Here is a 21,030-nt window from a genome sequence, read left to right as displayed (position 1 = left end):
CGTGGCCCGGCGCCGTCGAAGGAATACGCGTCGACGGGATGCTTCACTTCGCGGCCACCGTATCGAGCTGCGCGAGCTTCTCATCCAGCGCGGCGATCTTCGCTTTCTTGTCTTCGTCGGACAGATGCGCGTCGTTCTGGATTTGCTCCTTCTTCTGGAACAGGGCCATCTGACGGATCGGGATCAGTTGGGCATCGGTGGAGTCGGTGAAGCCCGACAAACCCGTGATGCCTTCCATGATCGCCTTCTCGCGCGGATCGGTCTGCGCGTAGTGGTCGAAGAAATTGCGCAGCTTGTCCTTCGTGGCTTGCGGCAGATCGCGGCGCCATACGATCGGGTCCGACGGAATCAGCGGCGACTTCCATAAGATGCGCACGCGCTGCAGCAACTCGGGATGCTGTTGCCGCAAGGTCTCAACCATGTCGGTATTGTTCGTCGCGACATCCACGCGGTTGTTCACCACGGCCAGCATGTTTGCCTCATGGCTTGACGGCAGCACGCTCTTGAAGTCGTTGCGCACCGAGACGCCGTTTTTCGCGAACAGGTAATACGAGGGCACGAGCGTGCCGGATGTCGAGTTCGGATCACCGAAACCGAGGTTGATGTCGTGGGTATTCTTCAGCACCTGGTCGACGGTCTTCCACTTGCTATTCACATTCGTGATGAGCAACGAGTAGTACCCCGCCTCCCCGCTCTTGTACTTCACCTTGGCGAACACTTCGCCGTTGCCGCGATCCACCGCTTCGATTGCGGACGCGTTGCCGAAATAACCGATCTGCACCTTATTGAAACGCATGCCTTCGATAATGCCGGCATAGTCCGTCGCGAAGAATGGCTTCACTTCGAGGCCGGTCTGCTTGTTGAGATCGTCGATCAGCGGTTGCCAGCGCTGCCTGAGCGCGGATGAATTATCGGTCGAGATGATGCCGAAGTTGATCGTCTCGGCAAGCGCTGCCTGCGAGACGAGACATGCAGCGAGCATCGCGCCGGCCAGAAGGAAACGGGCTGATTCCATCGAATGGGTCCAGGTTTGGAAAAAAACAAAAGTTGTCGGGTCAGGAGCTCGCGGCCGATGCAAATGCCGCGGATCGTGCGGATGCACCTTCTGGACGCGCTGTCGCGCGCTCCGTTTGTCGAACCGGCTCGCGCTGGGCGGCGTCGGTTTCGGTGTCGGCATCGGTCAGTAATTCTTCCGCTGCTGCGCCATACAGTTCGCGCAACAAGGCGGGGGTCAGGCTCGCGGACGGACCGTCGTACACCACGCAGCCGTTGCGCAGCGCGACCGTTCTTGCGCAGTACTTCATTGCGATATCGATCTGATGGAGCGACACGACTACCGTCAGGCCATGGTCTTCGTTGAGCGACTGAAGCAACTCCATCACGCGGCGGGAGGACTCGGGATCGAGCGATGCGATGGGTTCATCGGCAAGGACGATGCGGGCCCGCTGAACCAGCGCGCGTGCGAGCGCAGCGCGTTGCTGCTGGCCACCGGACAAGGTGCTGGCGCGCTCGTTGATGTGGTCGCCAATGCCCATTGCGGAAAGCGATGCCATTGCAAGCTCGTGCTCGTTGCGCGGAAACCGGCCGATCAAACGCCGCCACAGCGGCACGCGCGACAACGCCCCAATCAATACATTGGTGCGCACGGTGAGACGCCCGACGAGATTGAATTGCTGGAACACGAATGCGACGTCGCGACGAATCCGGCGGACTTCGCGCGCCACCTTGCCATTCTCCTGAATCGGGCGCCCGAGCAGCGTCACATGCGACGGTGCGGGGTCGGAAGCCGTGAATCCCGCAATGTGCCGCAGCAACGTGGACTTGCCTGAACCGGATGCGCCGATCAGCGCAACCATTTCGCCCTCGACCACTTTCAGGTCAATGGAGTCGAGTGCCTTGCGGCCATTGTTGAACGTCTTGCACAAACGTTCGATCCGGATTGCATCCATGATGTCCTCACTATGACGCCGGAGAATTGCAGCGTCGTAGGGATTCTAGGAAGGCAACATGACGACGCGGTGACGCTTGCAAGTCGTCTAGATGAATACACAACTGAGGCAGAAGAACACGGTCGGCAGCGCACTGGACTTCAATGTTTATTTAAAAAATCTGAATTCGGTCGCGGAGGGAAATCGGTCACACTGACGCTCGGCAAGCGTTTTGATATCTGGATAGCTCAACATTTATCTTAAGCCGGCCGGCGTGTCGTAAGACAATCACGTTTCGTCTGATGAAATTTTGAACCTGAATTTCCCGATTCGGGGGTTCATAAATTCGGCCTGGACACAGCAGTAACAGTAACAACAGAGCCGACAGCCTTCACTTGCGTGAATGAGACTGCCACAAAACGATCCGACGACATGCTTACATCTCTCCTTCCGCCGCCGGTTACGCCTGCGGTACGCCTGAGTTTTCATCGACGTTCGATGGAACTGCAGAAGCCGCTTTCCACGGTCACCATGGCCTTCACCGTCGTGGCCTTCGTGATCTTCGTGATCGCGCGCGCACACGTGACGGGCATCGAATTGCCGCTTTGGCCACGCCTGTTATGCACGCTCGCGTTGTCGCTACTCGTGGCCGCCATTCCCCGTGCGACCTCCACGTTCGTGTTCGGTATGATCGGGGCGGCGTATGTGGTCGTGCTGCAGATCGGCGTGATGATGAACGTGACGGGCGTAGAGCAGCCGCTTTACTGGATGCTGCCCGCCGGCATGGTCGTGCCCATTTGCGCCGCGCCGCTGTGGCTCACGCCGCGGCATTTCGTGCTCGGCACGACTGCGTTCTATATAGCGGGCATCCCGTTCGTGTTTTCCGTACCTTTCACGCACGACGACTGGGTGCTGTGCGCGATGTGGGTGGCCATCGGCATTCCGACCGCGACCACGTTCCATTTCGGCTTCTATTGGTTCCGGCTCAATCACTTTTTGCTGGAAGAGAAGCTCATTGCGCTCGCCGCCACCGATCCCCTCACGCAGTTGCTCAACCGCCGCGCGTTCCTCGAACAAGCCGGGCAGATGCTGAGCGCGCCACGCAGCGGCGATGAGATCGTCAGCGCCATCTTCCTGGACGTCGACCGTTTCAAGTCACTCAACGATCAATACGGCCACGCACGCGTCGACGATGCCCTGCTGCAGGTCACGCAGGTCATCAAAGGGGCGATACCCCCCGAGGCAATTGCCGGCCGGCTGGGCGGCGAGGAATTCGCGGTACTGGTTCCGACCGCCGGAACGCATCAGGCTACCGAGCTTGCAGACTCCTTGCGCATCCGCATCGCAGGAATCCTGCGGCCCGATGGTTTCCTGACGGCGAGTTTTGGCGTGGCCCATCGGCGAGAACATGAGACTGCTATCGCGCTTCTCGACCGCGCGGATGAAGCATTGTTGCGTGCGAAACATGCAGGCCGCAATCGTGTGTTCGTGGAGCGGGTGAGCAGCGTCGCGCGCGTGCGGGCGACCGCCATTGACGAAGATATCGATGCAAAAGCCGATGCGACTCCCGACGCCGATTCCGTCAGGCACTGGGGACCTTTCCAACTTTCCACGCACTTCCAGCCGCTCTACAGTCTCTCGCACCAGAAGCAAGTGGGCTTCGAAGTGCTGTTGCGCGGACGCGATCACGAGGGCCAGCCGGTTCAGCCCGAGTTGTTGTTCGCGCCGCAGTCGAACCCCGATGTCATCGAGCTCGATTCGCTCACGCATCATCTGCACTTCAACAATGCGCGCAAGCGCTTGCCGCAGGACACGTGGCTGTTCCTGAACGTCGCGCCATCCACGTTCATTCAGGCGGGCTACGAGCAGACGCTTGCGAACATGGCGAGCGCAGCGGGGCTCAATCCGGGCAGCATCGTGCTCGAAATACTGGAGTCGGAAGGCGTGAGCGCGGAAGAGCTGGCGCTGGCCGCGTGGCGGTATCGTGGATGCGGATTTTTGATTGCCGTCGATGACTTCGGCGCCGGCCATTCGAACCTCGACCGCCTGCTGCGCATCCAGCCCGACTTCGTGAAGCTCGACGGCGAGCTGATTCGCGCGAAGAGCCGCGCGTCGGAGCAGCCGTTGTTATCGACCATTGTGTCGCTGCTGCATCGCGCGGATATGCTCGTGGTCGTCGAAGGAATCGAGACGACCGAAGAGCTCGTGCTTGCGGTCGAATCCAACGTCGACTTCGCACAGGGATTCTTGCTGGGCAGGCCGAGTGCGAACATACCGGCGGCGGACGCGGTGATGCGGCGCATCGATCATGCGTTCGATGTGATCGCCGAAGGGCGGACCGCGCGCGCGAGCCGGTTTGAAGCGCAACTGTCGCCTTACCTTGCGATGGTGAGAGCCGCGGCGGCGGCGTTATCGGGCGGTGCGCAAGTCCATGAAGCCATCGCGCCGATGACCGCCTTCGCGCTTTGCCGGCGCTGCTTCGTGCTCGATCACACGGGGCGGATCGTGGGACAGGAGTTTGTGGGACAGGCCGGCCCCGGCGGTGATTTCAGGCTCGGCCCGCTGCGCTCGACGCAATCAGCGCGCTGGGATCATCGGCCGTATTACTGGAAGGCGGTAGCGAACATGGGGACGGCAGTGTTCTGCCAGCCGTATCTGTCGCTCACCAGCGGACGCGCTTCGGTCGGCGTGACAATGGCCGTGCAGCGCGACGGCGAGGTGATGGTCGTTGGCAGCGAACTCGACTGGACGTCGCCGCATCTCGCGTGGCCGGCGGGGGAATGATGGCCGCCGGGCTACTTGTGGCACAGCGGCCGCCGCGTTTAGACAACAGCCATACAGTGGTCTGACAAAGGTCATTGCTGCCGTCTGTCCAACTCCTTCGGTCACTTCGGAAACGAAGCAAAGAAAAGCGATTTTCACGCCGCGGTGTGCAAGTATCCCGGCGTATGCACATCGCCCGTCGACCTGAACAGCGCCACCGCATCGTTGAACTGCCGGCTCTGCTCTTCGAGCGGCACGGCCGTTGCCGCGGGGCTGTATTCTCCGTGTATCGTGACGGGAATAAGCTATCGATGGCTTGGATAATGGCCGCCCGCCTTACCGGGATTTACCCGCAGACCACATGGTTACGGCCACCAGCGGCTTCGGCGCGCGTGTTATTTCAGCGCGATCGCTGTTTTTGAATGCATGGATGCAATGACCGACTCGACCGCCAAGCGCTTTTCCGACCCTGAAATTGCAGGGGTTTATCGCGCGATCCACGAACGCCGCGACATGCGGCATTTCACGGATGCCCCCGTCGCGCCCGAACTGATGGCGCGACTGATCGATGCTGCGCATCACGCGCCGAGCGTCGGTTTCATGCAGCCCTGGCGCTTCGTGCGCGTGACCGATCGCGACGTACGCCTCGCGTTGCACGACATCGTGGAGACGGAGCGCCGCGCAACGGCCATGGCGCTCAACGAACGCAGCGATGAATTCATGCGGCTCAAGGTCCAGGGCATTCTGGATTGCGGCGAGGTGCTGGTCGGCGGCTTGATGGAAGACCGCGAGCGGCATATCTTCGGCCGCCGCACCCTTCCCGAAATGGACCTTGCGTCAGTGGCGTGCGCGATCCAGAACATGTGGCTCGCGGCACGCGCGGAGGGGATCGGACTGGGGTGGGTATCGCTGTTCGATGTCGCGGCGGTTCAACGTCTGCTGCATATGCCCGCCGATGCAAAGCCGGTTGCCATTCTCTGCATTGGCCACGTGGAACACTTCTACGATGAACCGATGCTGCAAGCCGAGGGCTGGGCGAAACGCGTGCCGGCAGCATACTGTTTGGAAGAAAACCGCTGGCCTGATGCGGCCTGCGAAGCCCCGGGCCAGCCGGTAATCGACTGAGCACGGGCTGGCAGTTGCCTGTTTAATGCGTCTTTTGCAGCGGCAAGTCAGCCATTCAAGGCTTGTCACGGATTTCCCGTGGCAACGGCTGTAAGTCGCACGTCGCTATAAAGCCCTTTTCCTTGCCCGACATCAAGCTCGCGATGTAATATGACGTCTGATAACGTATGAGCATGTTGCATACTAAGGTTTTCAACTCAGGCCGCAATTCGAGCAATTACGCAAGAGGAAGCCCCGTCATGACAGCGCCCGCACAGACCCCGCTCTACTCGCCCTACCAGCCGCTCCCCAATACGTTTCGCCAGTCAGTCCTAAACCAGGAAAAACAGATCGGCTGCTGGGCGTCGCTTGGCAGCCCGATCACGACCGAACTGCTGGGCGTGCTGGGCTTCGACTGGGTCCTGCTCGACGCCGAGCACGCGCCCAATGACGTCCTAACGCTCATTCCGCAGCTCATGGCGCTCAAGGACAGCCGCAGCGCGCCGGTCGTGCGACCGCCGGCCAATGAGAGCGTGGTCATCAAACGGCTGCTCGACAGCGGCTTCTTCAACTTCCTGATTCCGTTTGTAGACAGCGCGGCGGACGCCATCCGCGCCGTCGCCGCGACCCGTTATCCGCCGCAGGGCATTCGCGGGGTATCGGTAGGACATCGGGGCAATAAATACGGCACCGTGCCCGATTACCTCACCACGGCCAACGACAACATCTGCGTCATCGTGCAGATCGAGAGCCGCAAGGCGGTCGAATCGATCGATGAAATCCTTGCAGTCGAAGGTGTGGACGCCGTGTTTCTCGGGCCATCGGATCTGGCGGCATCGTACGGACATCTTGGCGACGCGAATCATCCGGACGTGCAGAAAGCCATTGCGCATGTCTTCGATCGCGCCCGCGCAGCCGGCAAGGCGAGCGGAACGCTTGCACCCGTGCAGGCCGAAGCCGAACGTTATCTCGCGATGGGCTGCCAGGTGATCGCCGTGTGCGCGGACATGGGCTTGCTGCGCAACGCGGCACAAGCCGTGCAGAAACATTTCATGCAGAAGTAAAGTGACAGTGACATCTGCGAACCCGCATTTTTTTGGAGGATGACATGCAAAAAGCTGGTTTTATCGGACTCGGGATCATGGGTAAGCCCATGGCTGAAAATCTCGTCAAGAACGGCGTTGCGCTGGCAGCGTTCACGCGCAGCGGCGTGCCAGCCGAGCTGACGCAAGCTGGTGCTGTCGCCTGCGACAACCCCGCAGCGGTCGCCGCGCAAGCCGATGTGATCTTCGTGATGGTGCCGGATACCCCCGATGTCGAGCGCGTCCTGTTCGGCGAGAACGGCGTGGCCGCGGCCTTGCGCCCGGGCCAGATCGTGGTCGACATGAGTTCGATCTCGCCAATCGCTACACGCGAATTCGCGGCCAAGGTTCGCGAGCGCGGCGGCGAGTATCTGGACGCGCCGGTGTCGGGGGGCGAGGTGGGCGCGAAGGCGGCGTCGCTGACGATCATGGTGGGTGGGTCGCAAGCCACGTTCGATACCGTCAAGCCGCTCTTCGACATGATGGGCAAGAACATCTCGTTGATCGGCGAGGTGGGTGCAGGTCAGGTCTGCAAGCTCGCAAACCAGGTGATCGTGGCGGCGACTATCGAAGCGGTGGGTGAAGCCCTGCTGCTGGCATCGAAGGCGGGGGTGGATGCAGAGAAAGTGCGCAAGGCGTTGATGGGGGGATTTGCATCGTCACGCATTCTGGAAGTGCACGGCGAGCGCATGACCAAGCGCACGTTCAATCCGGGCTTTCGCATTGAACTGCATCAGAAGGACTTGAACCTGGCATTGTCGACGGCGCAATCGCTGGGTGTATCGCTGCCGAATACGGCGACCTGCCAGGCGCTTTTCAACGCATGCGCGGCGCATGGCGGGAAGGCCTGGGATCACTCGGGCATGGTTCGCGCGCTCGAGTATCTCGCCGATCACGAGATCGGCCAGGGCGCCGCCAACTGAATCTTCAGCGCATGAAAAAGGGCATCGCGAGGTAAAACGCGACGCCCTTTTTGCTTCTTTCCCACTTAACCCTTCGTCACGCTCGCCGGCAAATCGCGGCCGTGATACTTCTTGTAGATCGTATTGAGGTTGCCGTTCTTCTGGTTCGTGCTGACCCAGTTGTTGACCCAGTCTTTCAGCTTCGGCTCGTCCTTGTTCATCGCAATACCCAGGTCGAAATCCTTTTGCGCGAACTTCAGTTCGAGGTTGCGGCTCGGCGCGCGCTTGACCATCTCGCTCAAGTTAGAAGGCGTGCTGGAGAATATATCGACCTGTCCCGTCACGACCGACGTGATCAGCGTTGCATCGTCTTCATAACGCTGGATCTGTGCGCCCTTCGCTTGTTGCGTGGTGAGCGTATCGTTGACCGTTGCACGCGTCAGGCCGATGGTCTTGCCGTCCAGATCAGCGTAGTTCTTCACGTTTTGGCTCTTGGTGCCACCCACGATGATCGTGATGACCGCGTAGGGAATCGAAAAGTCCACGACCTTTGCGCGCTCGGGCGTGATCGACAAGTCGGCGATCACCAGGTCCGCGCGCTTCGCCTGCAAGGTCGGCACGCGTGCAGCGTTCGTGATCTGCACGAGTTCGAGCTTCACGCCCAGGTCTTTCGCAAGCGCGGCAGCGGTGTCCACGTCGGAGCCGGCGGGCTGCAGGTTGGCATCGGCGAAACTGAACAGCGGCGTGCCCATCGCGATGGCGACGCGAATCTTGCCGGCCTTCTTGATGTCGTCGAGCTGGTCCGCCATGGCGCTGTGCGCTACGCCTGCGAGCAACAAGGCGGCCACGCAGCCACGCAACATGAACTTGGTTGTTTTCAAAGTAGTCTCCATTTTTATGGTCGGTTCAAAAGGTGTTTAATGCTTGAGGCTAAAGGCCGTTGTTCAGGAACGTACGCAACTCGGGCGTCTTGGGTGCATCGAGCATTTCGCCGCCGCCGACTTCCCAGACCTTGCCCTGATGCATATAGATGATGCGGTCAGCCACGCGCTTCGCGAACGCCATCTCGTGCGTGACGAGCAGCATGGTCATGCCGCCCTTCGCAAGATCCTCCATCACGCGCAGCACCTCGCCGGTCAGTTGCGGATCGAGCGCGGACGTCACTTCGTCGAACAGCATGACCTTCGGCGACATTGCAAGCGAGCGCGCGATTGCAACACGCTGCTGCTGACCACCCGAAAGCTGTTCCGGATACGCATCGGCTTTCTGACCCAGGCCCACTTGTTCGAGCACGGCCATTGCAACGCGGCGCGCTTCGTCGCGGCTCATCTTCTTCACGTGGCGCAGCGCCAGCATGATGTTTTCTTCAACAGTCAGATGCGCGAAGAGGTTGTAGCTCTGGAACACGATACCCACTTCACGGCGCAACTGATGCAGGTCGACCTTGGGGTCATCGACACGAATCCCGCACACTTCAATGGTGCCTCGATCGATCGTTTCCAGCCTGTCGATACACCTGAGCGCCGTGCTCTTTCCCGACCCGCTCGCGCCGATCACGGCGATCATCTCGCCCTTCTCCACTTCCATTGAAACGCCCTTGAGCACCTGGTTCGAGCCGAAGCTCTTATAGACGTCCCCGAGCTTAACGATTGCCGACATTGAGCTTTTTCTCCATCGATTGACTCCAGCGCGAGAGCGGATAACACAGCGCGAAATAGAAGACCCCGACCAGCCCGAATACGAGGAACGGCTGAAAGATCGAGTTATTGATGATCTGGCCGGCACGCGTCAGTTCGACGAAACCGATCACCGATGCAAGCGATGTCATCTTGATGACCTGCACCAGGAAACCGACCGTAGGCGGCAATGCAAGACGCAGCGCCTGCGGAATGATCACGAGGCGCAGGGTCTGCCAGCGCGTGAGCGACAGGCACTCGGCGGCTTCCCATTGCGGTTTTGGCATGGCGTCGATACATCCGCGCCAGATGTCCCCGAGATACGCGCTCGTGTATACCATCAGCGCAAAGCCGGCCGCGACCAGCGCAGGCACTTCAAAGCCGTACACCGAAAACCCGAAGTAGACGATGAACAGCAGGATCAGCAGCGGAATGCCCTGAATCGCCTCGATATACACCATCGCCGGACGGCTCAGCCAGCGGCGCTTCGAGATGCGCGCGAGCATCACGCCAAAGCCGCCGATGCTGCCCAGCACGAACGCAAGCGCGGACAACGCGAGGGTCCACCAGATCGAATGTACCAAATAGAACAAATGTGCCGAAGTGAAGCCACCGCTCATGCTGCACCTCCGGGAATCACGGTATCGATGCGGCCTTGATCGGGCGCCGGCTTCCCTGCTCGCTCGGCGGCCTTGCGCATGACCCGCTTGCGCTTGAACGCGACCTCGCCCACGGCCCACGCGGCAAGCTTGATCAAGAGCGACAACGCCAGATAAAGCAGTGCCACCACAATGTACGTCTCGAGCGAACGGAAGGTATCGGACTGGACGGTGTTCGCGGTCGCTGTCAGTTCTTCAGCCGAAATTTGCGACGCGATCGCGGACGCTTGCATCATCAGCAGAAACTGGCTGGTAAGCGCCGGATAAACCTTTTCGATGGACGGCTGCAGCATCACATGCCAGCCGATCCGCCAGCGCGACAACCCGAGGCATTCCGCCGCTTCGAGCTGGCCGCGCGGCACCGATTCAAGCCCTGCGCGAATGATCTCGGCCGCATAAGCGCCGATGTTGATGATCATCGCGAGCGCGGCTGCAGTGAACGTCGGCATGCGCACGCCGAAACTCGCGAGCCCGAAATACAGCAGGAAGACTTGTACGAGAAAGGGCGTGTTGCGCACGGCCTCGATATAAATCGAGCACACATGCGACAGAGGCCGATTCTTGCCGCGCTTGGCGAACGCGACGAGCGTGCCGACAATCACGCCGAAAAATACCGCTACCGTTGTCATCTTCAGAGTGAGCCAGGCGCCTTTGAGGAACACCGGCCAGTAGGGAAGCAACGGACTGAAATCGAGATGGAAATTCATCGCAGCAATGTCTTTGGTTAGTACGGACGCGGGCTTTGGCACGCTGCTCGCGCCCGCTTGCACTCTTCGCTTTGTTGCGCCCGGCGTATCTCAGAATCTTCGTACTGCAACAACACCCGGGCCCGCCGGTTTATTCAAACGGTCCGGTAGTGGTGAACGCCCCGCCCTGCAGCATTGCCACGGCGCTCCCGGGTGCGGGAGCTGGCTGCGCTTCGACTTTGGCGCGGAAGGGTTCCGACGAGTCCTGCGGCACGAACCCTAGCTTCTCGGCATAGCGGTTATCCCACCATGTGACCCGGTTGTCGGACATCCCATATACGACGGTGTGACCCACGTCCGGGGTGAACAGGCTCCGTTGCAGCAGGTCGAGCAGGTCGTCGTAGCTGAGCCAGCTCGCCATCATGCGGCGGTCCTTCGGTTCCGGAAACGCCGATCCAATTCGAATGCTCACCGTCTCGATGCCATAGCGGTCGAAGTAGAACTGCGCCACGTCCTCGCCGAATGACTTCGACAAACCGTAGTAACCATCGGGGCGGCGCAGCGCGTGCGTATCGATCTTCTCGTCCTGCCGATAAAACCCCGTGACATGATTCGAGCTGGCGAAAATGATGCGCTTCACGCCGTGCTTGCGCGCCGCTTCGTAAAGGTTGTAGACGCCCTTGATATTGGCTTCGAGTACTTCCTCGAAGGGTCTTTCCACTGAGACCCCACCGAGGTGAATCACGGCGTCGCAGCCCTCGACGAGTGCATCGACGGCTTGCTTGTCCGCCAGATCGCACGCGATGACCTCTTCGTTGGACGCAGCTTCGGACGGCAGCGCGGCCGCGAGATCCGAGACCCTGATGGTTTTTGCGAATGCCGCCACACGCGGGCGAATGACCTTGCCGACACCGCCGGCAGCGCCGGTCAGCAGCAGACGATCAAAAGGACGAATGTTGTCTTGGTTGGCCATGTGAGCCTGTCTCCATTAGCGCGGCTGAGCGGAGCTTGAAGAACTCCTGTTGCGATTGAATCAGCCGCCTCAATCATATTTCATTGTACGTTGTCATATGACTATAGCGTGCATATAATCACTCGCATCCGTATTTGTCAACGATTCGAGAACATTATCCCAATCGAGGTGGCCGTGCTCAGATCGCCCAATGCGCTGTTCGAACCATCGGGGCAGCCCGCCGTGCGACGAAGTCTGACAACTGAACTCGTCGATGCAATCCGTTCGCAGATCGAATCCGCCAAGTTGCGCGTGGGCGACAGGCTTTCGACCGAAGCGGAAATGGTCCAGCGTTTCAACGTGAGCCGAACGGTCGTGCGTGAGGCTTTATCCAAGTTGCAGGCTGCGGGGTTAGTAGAAACCCGACATGGCATTGGCACCTTCGTATGCGAAGCGCAGTCGCGCTCCCTCTTCCGGCTCGATCCCGAGGACTTGGCGGGTTCCATCGACGCCCTCGCCGTCCTTGAACTCCGGATCAGCCTGGAGACCGAAAGCGCGGGACTCGCTGCTGTGCGCCGCGATAAAAGCCAGATCGCCGAGATGCGGCGAGCGTTGGTCGAGTTCGAGCACAACGTAGGCAAAGCGACTGAAACCATTTCGCCCGATATCCGGTTTCATCTCGCGATTGCGAACGCTACGGGCAATCGCTATTTCGTGGAAATCCTGAAGCACCTCGGCATGCACATGATCCCGCGCACGCGGATCACACGAACGCAAATTCCGCCCGTGCAGTACGCCGAATACCTGACGCGCGTGAACCGCGAGCACGAGCAGATTTGCGATGCAATAGAACGTGGCGATGCCGATTCGGCGCGTACCGCGATGCGCTTTCACCTGATCAACAGCCGCGAGCGTTTGCGCCGCGCGAAAGAAAATAGCTGACGCGTTCAGCGTTTGAGCGGCGGCGCGACCGACGCACGATGCGTGACCGTCACAGGAAACTCGCGATAGATCGGGTACTCGGTGCCGTAGCATTCATTCAGCAGCCACCGGACTGCGTTTTGCGTGAGGTCGGCCGTTGGAATATGTACTGATGTCAAACCCGGCGCAGAAAACGCGGCCGAGTAGTCATCGTCGTAACCCACTACGGACACATCGCGCGGCACCGAAATGCCCGCTTGCTGAAGGCACGACAATGCGCCGATCGCCATGGTGTCGTTGGCGCAGAACAAACCCGTGAAACGCTTCGTTGACGCGATCAGCAACCGCGCCGATTCATATCCGCCTTCAGGCGAGAAGTCGGACTCGATCATCTGCACGTCGCCGCGCTCAATGCCGCTGCGCGCCAGCTCTTCGAAAAATCCGGCTAGACGTGCCTGGTTATCGAAGGCCATGAACGGGCCTGAAATGACCGCAATTTCCTTGTGCCCGGCTTCGACCAGCGTCTTCGCCGCCAGCGTCCCGCCGCGATGATGATCCGGACAAAATGACGCTTCCGGCATCTGCGCAAAGTTGCGATTGAGAAACACCATCTTCGGATGCATGCGATGCAGCTTGACGAGGTCATCGTCATGCAGATCGTGACTCGTCACCACCACGCCGTCGCAATCGCGGCCGATCAGGAACTGCACGGCATCGACTGCCTGGTCGCGCGGGGAATCATCGCCGTAGCCTGTTGCCACGACCACATGCCTGTGGACCTTGCGCAGCTCGGTATCCGTCTGCTTCAGGATCGTGCCGTAGTACGGACCATGGAACGACGGCACGAAAATACCGATCATGCCGAGCGACTGCTTGGACAGCGCGCGCCCTATCGACGAAGGCCGGAAGTTGAGTTCGGCGATCGCCGCCTGCACGCGTGCGAGTGCATCGGCCGAGACCGGTCCGCGACCGGAAATTGCCCGCGATGCCGTGGACATGCCCACGCCGGCGAGAACCGCGACGTCCTTCAGGGTTGCCACTATGACTCCATGATTTAAGCGCTATAACCGGTCGCCGCCGGTTTCATCGAAGAGGGAAATGCGTTCCTTCTGAATGGAAAAACCGGTGACTTCGTCGACTGCCGCCGTCGCGGATTCCTGCGCGATGGAAGCGATTTGGGCGCCATGATAATCGAGCCAAATTACCCGGTGGTTGCCCATGGGTTCGACGAGCGACACCGTGCCCCTGTGTTCGAACGCCGGATCGATCAAAACGTCCTCGGGTCGCACGCCGAGCACACACGACTGATTTTCGCGCGGCGTTTTGACGAAGGGGTACGACGACACGTCCACGTCCATGTGATCGTTCTGGAACTGGATGCCGCCGGCATCGAAGTGAAGCGCGCCCTTGAGCAAGTTCATGCCCGGCGAGCCGAGGAAAGTCGCGACAAACAGGTTGTTCGGGCGCGCGTAGACTTCCGCGGGCGTGCCGATCTGCTGGATCACGCCGCCGCGCATCACGGCCATGCGGGTCGCAAGCGTCATGGCTTCGACCTGATCGTGCGTGACGTAGATCATCGTGGCGCCAAGACGCTTGTGCAGTTGCTTGAGCTCGCGCCTGAGTTCGGTGCGCAATTTGGCGTCGAGATTCGAGAGCGGTTCGTCGAAAAGAAACACATCTGCTTCACGCACGATCGCACGTCCGATCGCGACGCGTTGACGCTGGCCGCCGGACAACTGAGCCGGCCTTCGCTTCAATAACGGACCAAGCTGCAGCATCTCCGAAGCACGCGAGACGCGCCGTTCGATTTCCGCTTTTGGCGTCCCTGCGATCCGCAAACCGAACGACAAGTTGCGCTCCACGTTCATGGTCGGATAAAGCGCATACGACTGGAAAACAAGGGCGATACGACGATCCTTCGGGTCGGCCCAGGTCATATCCTGGCCACCGATTTCAATGCTGCCGCCGCTGACATCGATCAAGCCAGCAATGCTGTGAAGCAAGGTCGACTTGCCGCAACCCGACGGCCCGAGCAGCACCAGGAATTCGCCTGGCTCGACCTCCAGATCCAGTGATTCGATGATCGTATTGGCTCCGAGCTGGATCTCCAGATCGCGGATGGAAACATTCGATTTTCCTGCAGACATGACTGTAGACATAGATCGTCCTGGACTAACCCTTGACCGCACCGGAAGCAATGCCGCGGACGAACCAGCGACCCGAGACGAAGTAGATGGCAAGCGGCACCATGGACGTGAGAATGGTCGCTGCCATGTTGACGTTGTAGAGGCGCTCGCCGGTCGTGGTGTTGATGATGTTGTTGAGCTGCACGGTCATAGGCAGGTTCTTCGTTCCCGCGAAGACGAGCCCCAGGATGAAGTCGTTCCAGATGCCCGTGACCTGCATGATGACCGCGACCACGATGATCGGCGTGGACATGGGCACCATCAGTTGCAGGAAGATGCGCCAGAAACCGCCGCCATCCACGCGCGCCGCCTGGAACAATTCGTGAGGCAAGGCTGCGTAGTAATTGCGGAATAGCAGCGTCATGACGGGCATGCCGAAGATCGTATGAATCAGCACGATACCCGGCAACGAGCTGAACAGATGCACGGTTGCCAGCACGCGTACCAGCGGATAAACCATCACTTGCACAGGAATGAACGCGCCCATCAGGAGGATCGCGAACAAGGTGCTTGCGCCGCGCGGCTTCCAGAATGAGAGCGCATAGCCGTTTACCGCGCCCACGAGAATGGACAGGATCGTACTCGGCACAACAATGCGAACCGAGTTCCAGAAGCCGACTTGAATACCCTGGCAATCAAGACCGGTACATGCGGACTGCCATGCTTCGCGCCATGCATCGAGCGTGAAGCGAACCGGGAATGCAAGGATGTTGCCCATGCGAATTTCGGCCATCGGCTTGACCGATGTCACGAGCATCACGTACAAAGGCAGCAGGAAAAACAACGCAGACGTCAGCAGGAACGCGTACACGCCAAGCCGCGCCGGAGAGAAACGCGGCTTGCGTCGAAGAGGCGGACGTAGTGTATTCATCGTGCATCCCTCAGCCGCAACGCGCGGCTGCGAACGTAGAAAACAGGCGCGAGAATCGCGAGCACGGTCACCAGCAAAACGATCGACGCCGCCGACGCAAGGCCCAGGTTCGCCCGTCCGAACAGATAGTCCATGATGAACTTCGCGGGCACTTCGCTCGCGGTGCCGGGACCGCCTTGCGTCATGGCGACGACTGCATCGTAGAGCTTGATCACCATCACGAACAGCAGGATGAACGCGGTCGAAATGGACGCACCGAGCATCGGGATCACAATGCTCACATAGACGCGCCAACGCGGAATGCCGTCGATACGCGCGGCCTTCCAGATCTCTTCATCTATGCCGCGCAGTCCCGCGAGCAGCAATGCCATCACCAGCCCCGAGGCCTGCCATACGGTCGCGATCACGAGCGTATAGACGACCTTGTCCTGGTCGACGATCCAGTCAAAGCGCGCATGCGTGAAACCGAGCCGGTGCAGCACTTCCTGGATCCCGAGTTGCGGATTCAGGATCCATTGCCAGACAAGACCGGTCGCCACGAACGACATGGCATACGGATACAGGAACACCGTACGCAACGCGCCTTCGCCCACCACTTTCTGATCGATGAACACAGCCAGCAGCAACCCGATCGCAAGACACATGACGATAAACAACACGCCATAGATCACGATGTTCTGCAGCGACAGCATCCACCGGTCGTTGTTGAACAGACGCACATACTGCGAGACGCCCGCGAAGTTCGAGGACGCGAACGTACGCGAATTCGTGAAGGACGTACGCAAGCTCCACAACATCGTTCCGAGGTACGCAAACACGACGGTCAACGCAAGCGGCACCAGCGCAATGTACGCAGCCAGGGGAAACCGCTTCCTCAGCGGTTTCTTCTTCGCGTGCCTCGCGGCAGGGTGCAGGGCTTTGTCGGCGGGCGTCACGGCCATCAGCTTTTCAGCCCGCTTGCAAAGGCCTTCTGCGCGTCCTCGACCGACTGGTTCTTGTTCCAGAAGTTGGTGATGACGTCCTGCAACGCGCCATTGATATCCGGCGGCGTCAGCATTTCCGGATTCGGCAGTTGCCGCGACTTGTCCTTCATGATCGCAATACCCATCTTTGCGCACATGTCGAGACTCGAATCATCGATGTCGGAACGGATCGGAATCGATCCCTTCTTCGCGCTGAACGCAACCTGCGCAGCCGGCGATGTCATCACGGTCGCAAGCAGCTTTTGCGCCTTGATCGCGTTGGCATCGTCGGTCTTGGGGAACACGAATGCATCGCCTGCAACCAGATACGGCGAATGCGGACCGAAGCCCGGGAAGCAGCCGAAGTCCTTTCCTGCAGATTGTTTCGCCGCGACGAACTCGCCCTTCGCCCAGTCGCCCATGATCTGGACACCGGCCTTGCCCGAGATCACCAGCGCCGTTGCGTCGTTCCAGTTGCGTCCCGGCGAACCCGGGTCGATGTAGTTATGCAGGCGCTTGAACTGCGTCAGCACTTTCTTGAAGGCATCGGATTTGACCGCGTTGACATCGCGATCGCGATAGATCTTCAAATACAGATCAGGGCCGCCGACATCGGCGAAAACGGCGTCGAAAGTGATCTTCTCCTGCCAGGCCTGACCACCCAGCGCAAGCGGGATGATGCCGGCTGCTTTCAGCTTGTCGAGGTCCGCGATGAATTCATCGTACGTGGCGGGCTCTTTCGTGATGCCGGCCTTCTGGAACGCCGGCTTCGAATAGAAGAACCATGCCGGCATATGGATGTCGACGGGCGCTGCGTAGTAGTGACCGTTCGACTTGATGCTCTCGATGATGGATGGCGGGAAGTTCTTGTCCCAGTTCTCCTTGGCGGCGACATCGTCAACGTTGTTCAGCAGGCCTTGATCGATGATGTCGTGGAATTGCTTTGATGTATTGAACTGGGCGGCCGTCGGCGGATCCCCGCCCATGATGCGGTTCAGCGCGGTCGAGCGCGCCTGGTCGGCGCCGGCCACCGCGTTGTCAACCCACAGGCCGCCGGCCTTGTTGTAGGCATCGGCGAATTGCTTGATGGCGGCTGATTCGCCACCTGACGTCCACCAGTGGATCACGGTGGCTTTCAACGGATCGGCGTGCGCCGCGCTCGTGGCCGCGACGGCCGCAATGACGCTGACAACCAACTTCTTCATGCGGTTCATTGAGTCTCCTCCGGGCTGTCTCGCCCATGTGGTCCAACGGAATCTGCATTGATGCTGTGCTTAGGATTACTTACGCACGGGCGTTACGCTCCTCGAGGAACTTCGCGACGAGTTCGGCGCTGCGTTTGAACGTGCGCTTCTGCGTCTTGTAGTCCACATGAACCACGCCGAACCGACGCTCGTAACCAAAGGCCCACTCGAAGTTATCCATCAGCGACCAGATGAAATAACCGCGCACGTCCACCCCCGCCTTGATCGCGCTGTCGACGGCGGCGAGGTGGCGTTTCAGGAACGAGATGCGTTGCTCGTCGTTCACCTGGCCATCGATCACCTGGTCATCCGACGCCATGCCGTTCTCCGTGATGTAGATTGGCGGCAACGACGGATAGGTCTTGTGGAATCCGATCAGCAGGTCGCGCAGTCCATCGGGATAGACTTCCCAGCCCATTTGCGTGCGCTCGACACCTTGCAACGGCACTTCGGTGAAGCCATGCGCGCCATCGCTTTTTACGTTGCTGCGGAAGTAGTAGTTGATGCCAAGGAAATCCAGCGGTGCGCCAATGGTATCCATGTCGCCATCGAGGACCAGCGGTTCAGTACCGGGCCACAGTTCGAACAGATCTTTCGGATAGGACTTCTTCAAGAGCGGATCGAGCACCCAGGCGTTGTGCTGGACTTCGAACAGGTGTGCGGCGTGTTTGTCGGCAGCGCTGTCAGTTTCGGCCGAGCTTTTCCCCATGTTCGCAACGATCCCTTTCAGCGAGCCGGGATCGTTTGCGCGCAGCACCTCGACGGCCTTGCCGTGCGCGAGCAGCAAGTGATGCATCGCCTGGCATGCGTATCGGCCGTTGGCCAGGCCCGGCGCATGATGGCCGTTGCCGTAGCCGAGGAACGCGGAGCACCACGGTTCGTTGAGCGTGGCCCATGCATCGACCTGGCCCTTGAGTTCGCGGCTCATCAAGTCCGCGTATTCCGCAAACCGATAAACAATGTCGCGATTCAACCAGCCGCCGCGATCTTCGAGATACTGCGGCAGGTCCCAGTGATACAGCGTGACGAAGACCTTGAGCCCCTTCTCTTTCAGGCGCCCGACCAGCTTCTTGTAGAAATCGATGCCCTTCCGGTTCGGCTGCCCCGCTTCGTCCATCACGCGCGGCCATGCAATCGAGAGCCTGTAGCCGTCGACATTGAGCGCCGACAGCAGATCGAGGTCCGCTTCCCAACGGTGATAGTGATCGCATGCCACTGCGCCGGTGTCGCCGGCGAGCACCTTGCCGGGCGTGGCGGAAAACGTGTCCCAGATCGATGGAAGCCGGCCGTCTTCATCAACGGCGCCTTCGATCTGGTACGAGGCAGTCGCGGCGCCGAGGAGGAAATCTCGCCGCCAGAGGGCGGAATCGGCGGGTGGGGAAAACGGATCGCTGGAAATAACGGATGCGTCAGATGCCACGGAAACTCCTGTAGATCGGTGGAGTGGAAGCGCTTCCACAAGCGCTTGCGAACGATAGCAGCGCCGATTAAACAGGGACAATCCGGGTTTGTATGGATGCGAGGGGGAAGTGCGGGGAAGAGTCCGGATGAGGGTGAGCAGCGCAGGTCGTTGGTAATAACGCGGCCAGCATCAGCCACATTAACGTTCACATCACAGAGCGTAGGGCACGCGCACACCAGGTTGATCTGGCGAAAAATCTTTCGTGTTGCGTGAGACTAGCAGCAGCGAATGCGCTTGTGCCGATGCCCAAACGATCGCGTCCGGAAGTTTCACACGATGTTTCTGACGGAGCTCGACCGCCCGCGCCGCGATCTTTTCGTCGATGGCAATGACACGAAATGTGTTGAGCCACGCACGAAGCTTTTCCTCGCTGTCAGGCGCAGCACCAACCATGATTTCCATCCACGTGATCAGGCTGATTGCTTTTGACTCGTAACGGGTCATTTCGGTCTTGGCCGCGTCGATCCGGTTCAGATAGTCAATGAGGATGCAAGTGTCGAATAAAGCGTTCACCATTCGGACCGCAGCCTCTCTTGGTACGCCAAACCATCCGTTTTCGTGTTCTCCCATAGGCCGAAAACGTCCGTAGCGAGAGCTGGCTTGCGCCGCGCAATGTACGAATCAAGCGCGTCGCGAATAACAGCAGCGCGCGCTCGTTTGTCCACTTCAGCAATTTGCGTTATATCGCTCAACTGCATGTCGGTTAAGTCAACAAGAATTCGGCTCATGATCATTCCCATATATGATATCTACATCATATATCACCCTGCGCCGAGTAGCAAGTTGCGCATGCGGCTTCATATCGTCGCCACCGATCCCGAGTCCACCCGATAATTACTGCCATTCACAAAACTCGCGCGCTCGGAGCACAGGAACACAACAACCGCCGCCACCTCCTCCGCTTTCCCGCGCCGTTTCAACTCCATGAACGGGCGCTCTTCATCGAGGAAACTTTTGACGGCGTCGTCGAAACTCGTACCGTTTTCCTTTGCGCGCTTGTCCATCATCGCGTCGGTCATGGGCGTTGCAATGAACGCCGGCGACACCGCGTTCACAAGTACGCCCTCCTTCGCATACGTTTTCGACAACCCTTTCGCGAGGCTCAGTACACCCGCCTTGGCGGCGCAATACGGCAGCTCGTCCACATAGGGCTGCACGGCATCCTCGGAGGCGAGCAACACAATCCGCCCCCACCCGCTCCCCCGCATTTCATCGATAAAAGCGCGCACCAGGCGCACCGGCGACATCAGGTCCGTATTCAGCGTATCGATCCAGCCTTGCTCATCGATCTCGTGGAACATCCCGGTCGCCCCCGTCACGCCGGCAGCGTTCACGAGAATCTGCGGCACGCCCACTTCGCCGAGCACGCGCTTTTTCAGCAATGCAACCGCGGCCGGGTCAGTCAGGTCGGCCGCGAACGCGCGCACACCGTGACCGAGCTTTCGCGCGGCTTCGTCGAGTGAGGATTGATTTTTGTCGGTGATGACGACCTGGGCGCCTTCGGCCAGCAATTGCTCGGCGGTGCTAAAACCGATGCCCGAATCTGCGCCGGTGATCAGCGCAATACGTCCGTTGATACCAAGATCCATGGTGCTCTCCCGTTCCCGATGAACGCGTTCGCCAGTGGCGACT

General features: G+C 59.8%; 21 protein-coding genes. 5 read left to right on the top strand and 16 right to left on the bottom strand.

Annotated elements, in window-relative coordinates:
• Positions 1-43 precede the first annotated feature (43 nt).
• Both phnD and phnC read right to left on the bottom strand, forming a co-directional pair.
• Positions 44-1,015 (bottom strand): phosphonate ABC transporter substrate-binding protein, encoded by a 972-nt coding sequence (gene phnD, locus AXG89_RS16040; RefSeq protein ID WP_062170783.1) that lies wholly within the window; start codon positions 1,013-1,015, stop codon positions 44-46.
• A gap of 40 nt (positions 1,016-1,055) precedes the next feature.
• A complete protein-coding gene (phnC, locus tag AXG89_RS16035; protein WP_062170781.1) occupies positions 1,056-1,949 on the bottom strand; it encodes a phosphonate ABC transporter ATP-binding protein in 894 nt (297 codons plus the stop codon).
• Between the two features lie 411 nt (positions 1,950-2,360).
• On the opposite strand from phnC, the gene AXG89_RS16030 reads away from it, so the two are divergent.
• The 4 genes from AXG89_RS16030 (at position 2,361) to AXG89_RS16015 (ending at position 7,800) form a co-directional block, all read left to right on the top strand.
• Positions 2,361-4,712: a bifunctional diguanylate cyclase/phosphodiesterase gene (locus AXG89_RS16030; RefSeq protein WP_062170778.1), complete on the top strand. Its 2,352-nt coding sequence runs from the start codon at positions 2,361-2,363 to the stop codon at positions 4,710-4,712.
• Between the two features lie 414 nt (positions 4,713-5,126).
• Positions 5,127-5,816 (top strand): 5,6-dimethylbenzimidazole synthase, encoded by a 690-nt coding sequence (bluB, locus tag AXG89_RS16025; RefSeq protein WP_062172539.1) that lies wholly within the window; start codon positions 5,127-5,129, stop codon positions 5,814-5,816.
• A 239-nt stretch (positions 5,817-6,055) separates the two neighbouring features.
• Positions 6,056-6,859, top strand: coding sequence for a 2-dehydro-3-deoxyglucarate aldolase (gene garL / locus AXG89_RS16020; RefSeq protein WP_062170777.1), 804 nt, complete (start codon positions 6,056-6,058; stop codon positions 6,857-6,859).
• A gap of 44 nt (positions 6,860-6,903) precedes the next feature.
• Positions 6,904-7,800, top strand: coding sequence for a 2-hydroxy-3-oxopropionate reductase (locus AXG89_RS16015; RefSeq protein WP_062170774.1), 897 nt, complete (start codon positions 6,904-6,906; stop codon positions 7,798-7,800).
• A gap of 65 nt (positions 7,801-7,865) precedes the next feature.
• Here the strand turns inward: AXG89_RS16015 and AXG89_RS16010 are convergent, their stop codons facing one another.
• The 5 genes from AXG89_RS16010 to AXG89_RS15990 form a co-directional block, all read right to left on the bottom strand.
• Positions 7,866-8,642 (bottom strand): transporter substrate-binding domain-containing protein, encoded by a 777-nt coding sequence (locus AXG89_RS16010; protein WP_062003673.1) that lies wholly within the window; start codon positions 8,640-8,642, stop codon positions 7,866-7,868.
• 67 nt (positions 8,643-8,709) lie between these two features.
• Complete coding sequence (locus AXG89_RS16005) at positions 8,710-9,438, bottom strand: amino acid ABC transporter ATP-binding protein (protein ID WP_062170772.1); 729 nt, start codon at positions 9,436-9,438, stop codon at positions 8,710-8,712.
• Positions 9,422-10,075, bottom strand: a complete 654-nt coding sequence (locus AXG89_RS16000; protein WP_062002905.1) for an amino acid ABC transporter permease — start codon at positions 10,073-10,075, stop codon at positions 9,422-9,424. The genes AXG89_RS16005 and AXG89_RS16000 overlap by 17 nt, the downstream gene beginning before the upstream one ends.
• A complete protein-coding gene (locus tag AXG89_RS15995; RefSeq protein WP_062172538.1) occupies positions 10,072-10,821 on the bottom strand; it encodes an amino acid ABC transporter permease in 750 nt (249 codons plus the stop codon). Before AXG89_RS15995 ends, AXG89_RS16000 begins: the two co-directional genes overlap by 4 nt.
• A gap of 130 nt (positions 10,822-10,951) precedes the next feature.
• Positions 10,952-11,773, bottom strand: a complete 822-nt coding sequence (locus AXG89_RS15990) for an NAD-dependent epimerase/dehydratase family protein (protein ID WP_062170770.1) — start codon at positions 11,771-11,773, stop codon at positions 10,952-10,954.
• 168 nt (positions 11,774-11,941) lie between these two features.
• Between AXG89_RS15990 and AXG89_RS15985 the strand changes: the two genes are divergently transcribed.
• A complete protein-coding gene (locus tag AXG89_RS15985) occupies positions 11,942-12,694 on the top strand; it encodes a FadR/GntR family transcriptional regulator (RefSeq protein WP_062170767.1) in 753 nt (250 codons plus the stop codon).
• 5 nt (positions 12,695-12,699) lie between these two features.
• On the opposite strand, the gene AXG89_RS15980 is transcribed toward AXG89_RS15985, so the two are convergent.
• The 9 genes from AXG89_RS15980 to AXG89_RS15940 form a co-directional block, all read right to left on the bottom strand.
• Positions 12,700-13,713: a LacI family DNA-binding transcriptional regulator gene (locus AXG89_RS15980; protein ID WP_075359024.1), complete on the bottom strand. Its 1,014-nt coding sequence runs from the start codon at positions 13,711-13,713 to the stop codon at positions 12,700-12,702.
• A 21-nt stretch (positions 13,714-13,734) separates the two neighbouring features.
• Entirely contained in the window at positions 13,735-14,832 is a 1,098-nt protein-coding gene (locus AXG89_RS15975) for an ABC transporter ATP-binding protein (RefSeq protein WP_082771478.1), read from the bottom strand.
• Between the two features lie 13 nt (positions 14,833-14,845).
• Positions 14,846-15,730, bottom strand: a complete 885-nt coding sequence (locus AXG89_RS15970) for a carbohydrate ABC transporter permease (protein ID WP_062170765.1) — start codon at positions 15,728-15,730, stop codon at positions 14,846-14,848.
• The gene (locus AXG89_RS15965) at positions 15,727-16,671 is read right to left on the bottom strand and encodes a carbohydrate ABC transporter permease (RefSeq protein ID WP_062170763.1); all 945 of its coding nucleotides are present in this window, start codon (positions 16,669-16,671) and stop codon (positions 15,727-15,729) included. Before AXG89_RS15965 ends, AXG89_RS15970 begins: the two co-directional genes overlap by 4 nt.
• On the bottom strand, positions 16,671-17,906 hold the full coding sequence (locus AXG89_RS15960; protein WP_062170761.1) for an ABC transporter substrate-binding protein: 1,236 nt from the start codon (positions 17,904-17,906) through the stop codon (positions 16,671-16,673). Before AXG89_RS15960 ends, AXG89_RS15965 begins: the two co-directional genes overlap by 1 nt.
• Before the next feature lie 70 nt (positions 17,907-17,976).
• A complete protein-coding gene (locus AXG89_RS15955) occupies positions 17,977-19,356 on the bottom strand; it encodes a GH1 family beta-glucosidase (RefSeq protein WP_062170760.1) in 1,380 nt (459 codons plus the stop codon).
• A gap of 192 nt (positions 19,357-19,548) precedes the next feature.
• Positions 19,549-19,914: a type II toxin-antitoxin system VapC family toxin gene (locus AXG89_RS15950; RefSeq protein WP_062170758.1), complete on the bottom strand. Its 366-nt coding sequence runs from the start codon at positions 19,912-19,914 to the stop codon at positions 19,549-19,551.
• Positions 19,908-20,126 carry a hypothetical protein gene (locus AXG89_RS15945; protein WP_062172536.1) on the bottom strand — a complete coding sequence of 73 codons (219 nt, stop codon included), beginning with the start codon at positions 20,124-20,126 and terminating at the stop codon, positions 19,908-19,910. The genes AXG89_RS15950 and AXG89_RS15945 overlap by 7 nt, the downstream gene beginning before the upstream one ends.
• A 69-nt stretch (positions 20,127-20,195) precedes the next feature.
• Complete coding sequence (locus AXG89_RS15940) at positions 20,196-20,987, bottom strand: SDR family NAD(P)-dependent oxidoreductase (RefSeq protein WP_062170756.1); 792 nt, start codon at positions 20,985-20,987, stop codon at positions 20,196-20,198.
• Positions 20,988-21,030: the final 43 nt, after the last annotated feature.

This window comes from Burkholderia sp. PAMC 26561 (assembly GCF_001557535.2).
Lineage (GTDB): Bacteria > Pseudomonadota > Gammaproteobacteria > Burkholderiales > Burkholderiaceae > Caballeronia.
This window is presented reverse-complemented; position numbering and strand designations above follow the sequence as displayed.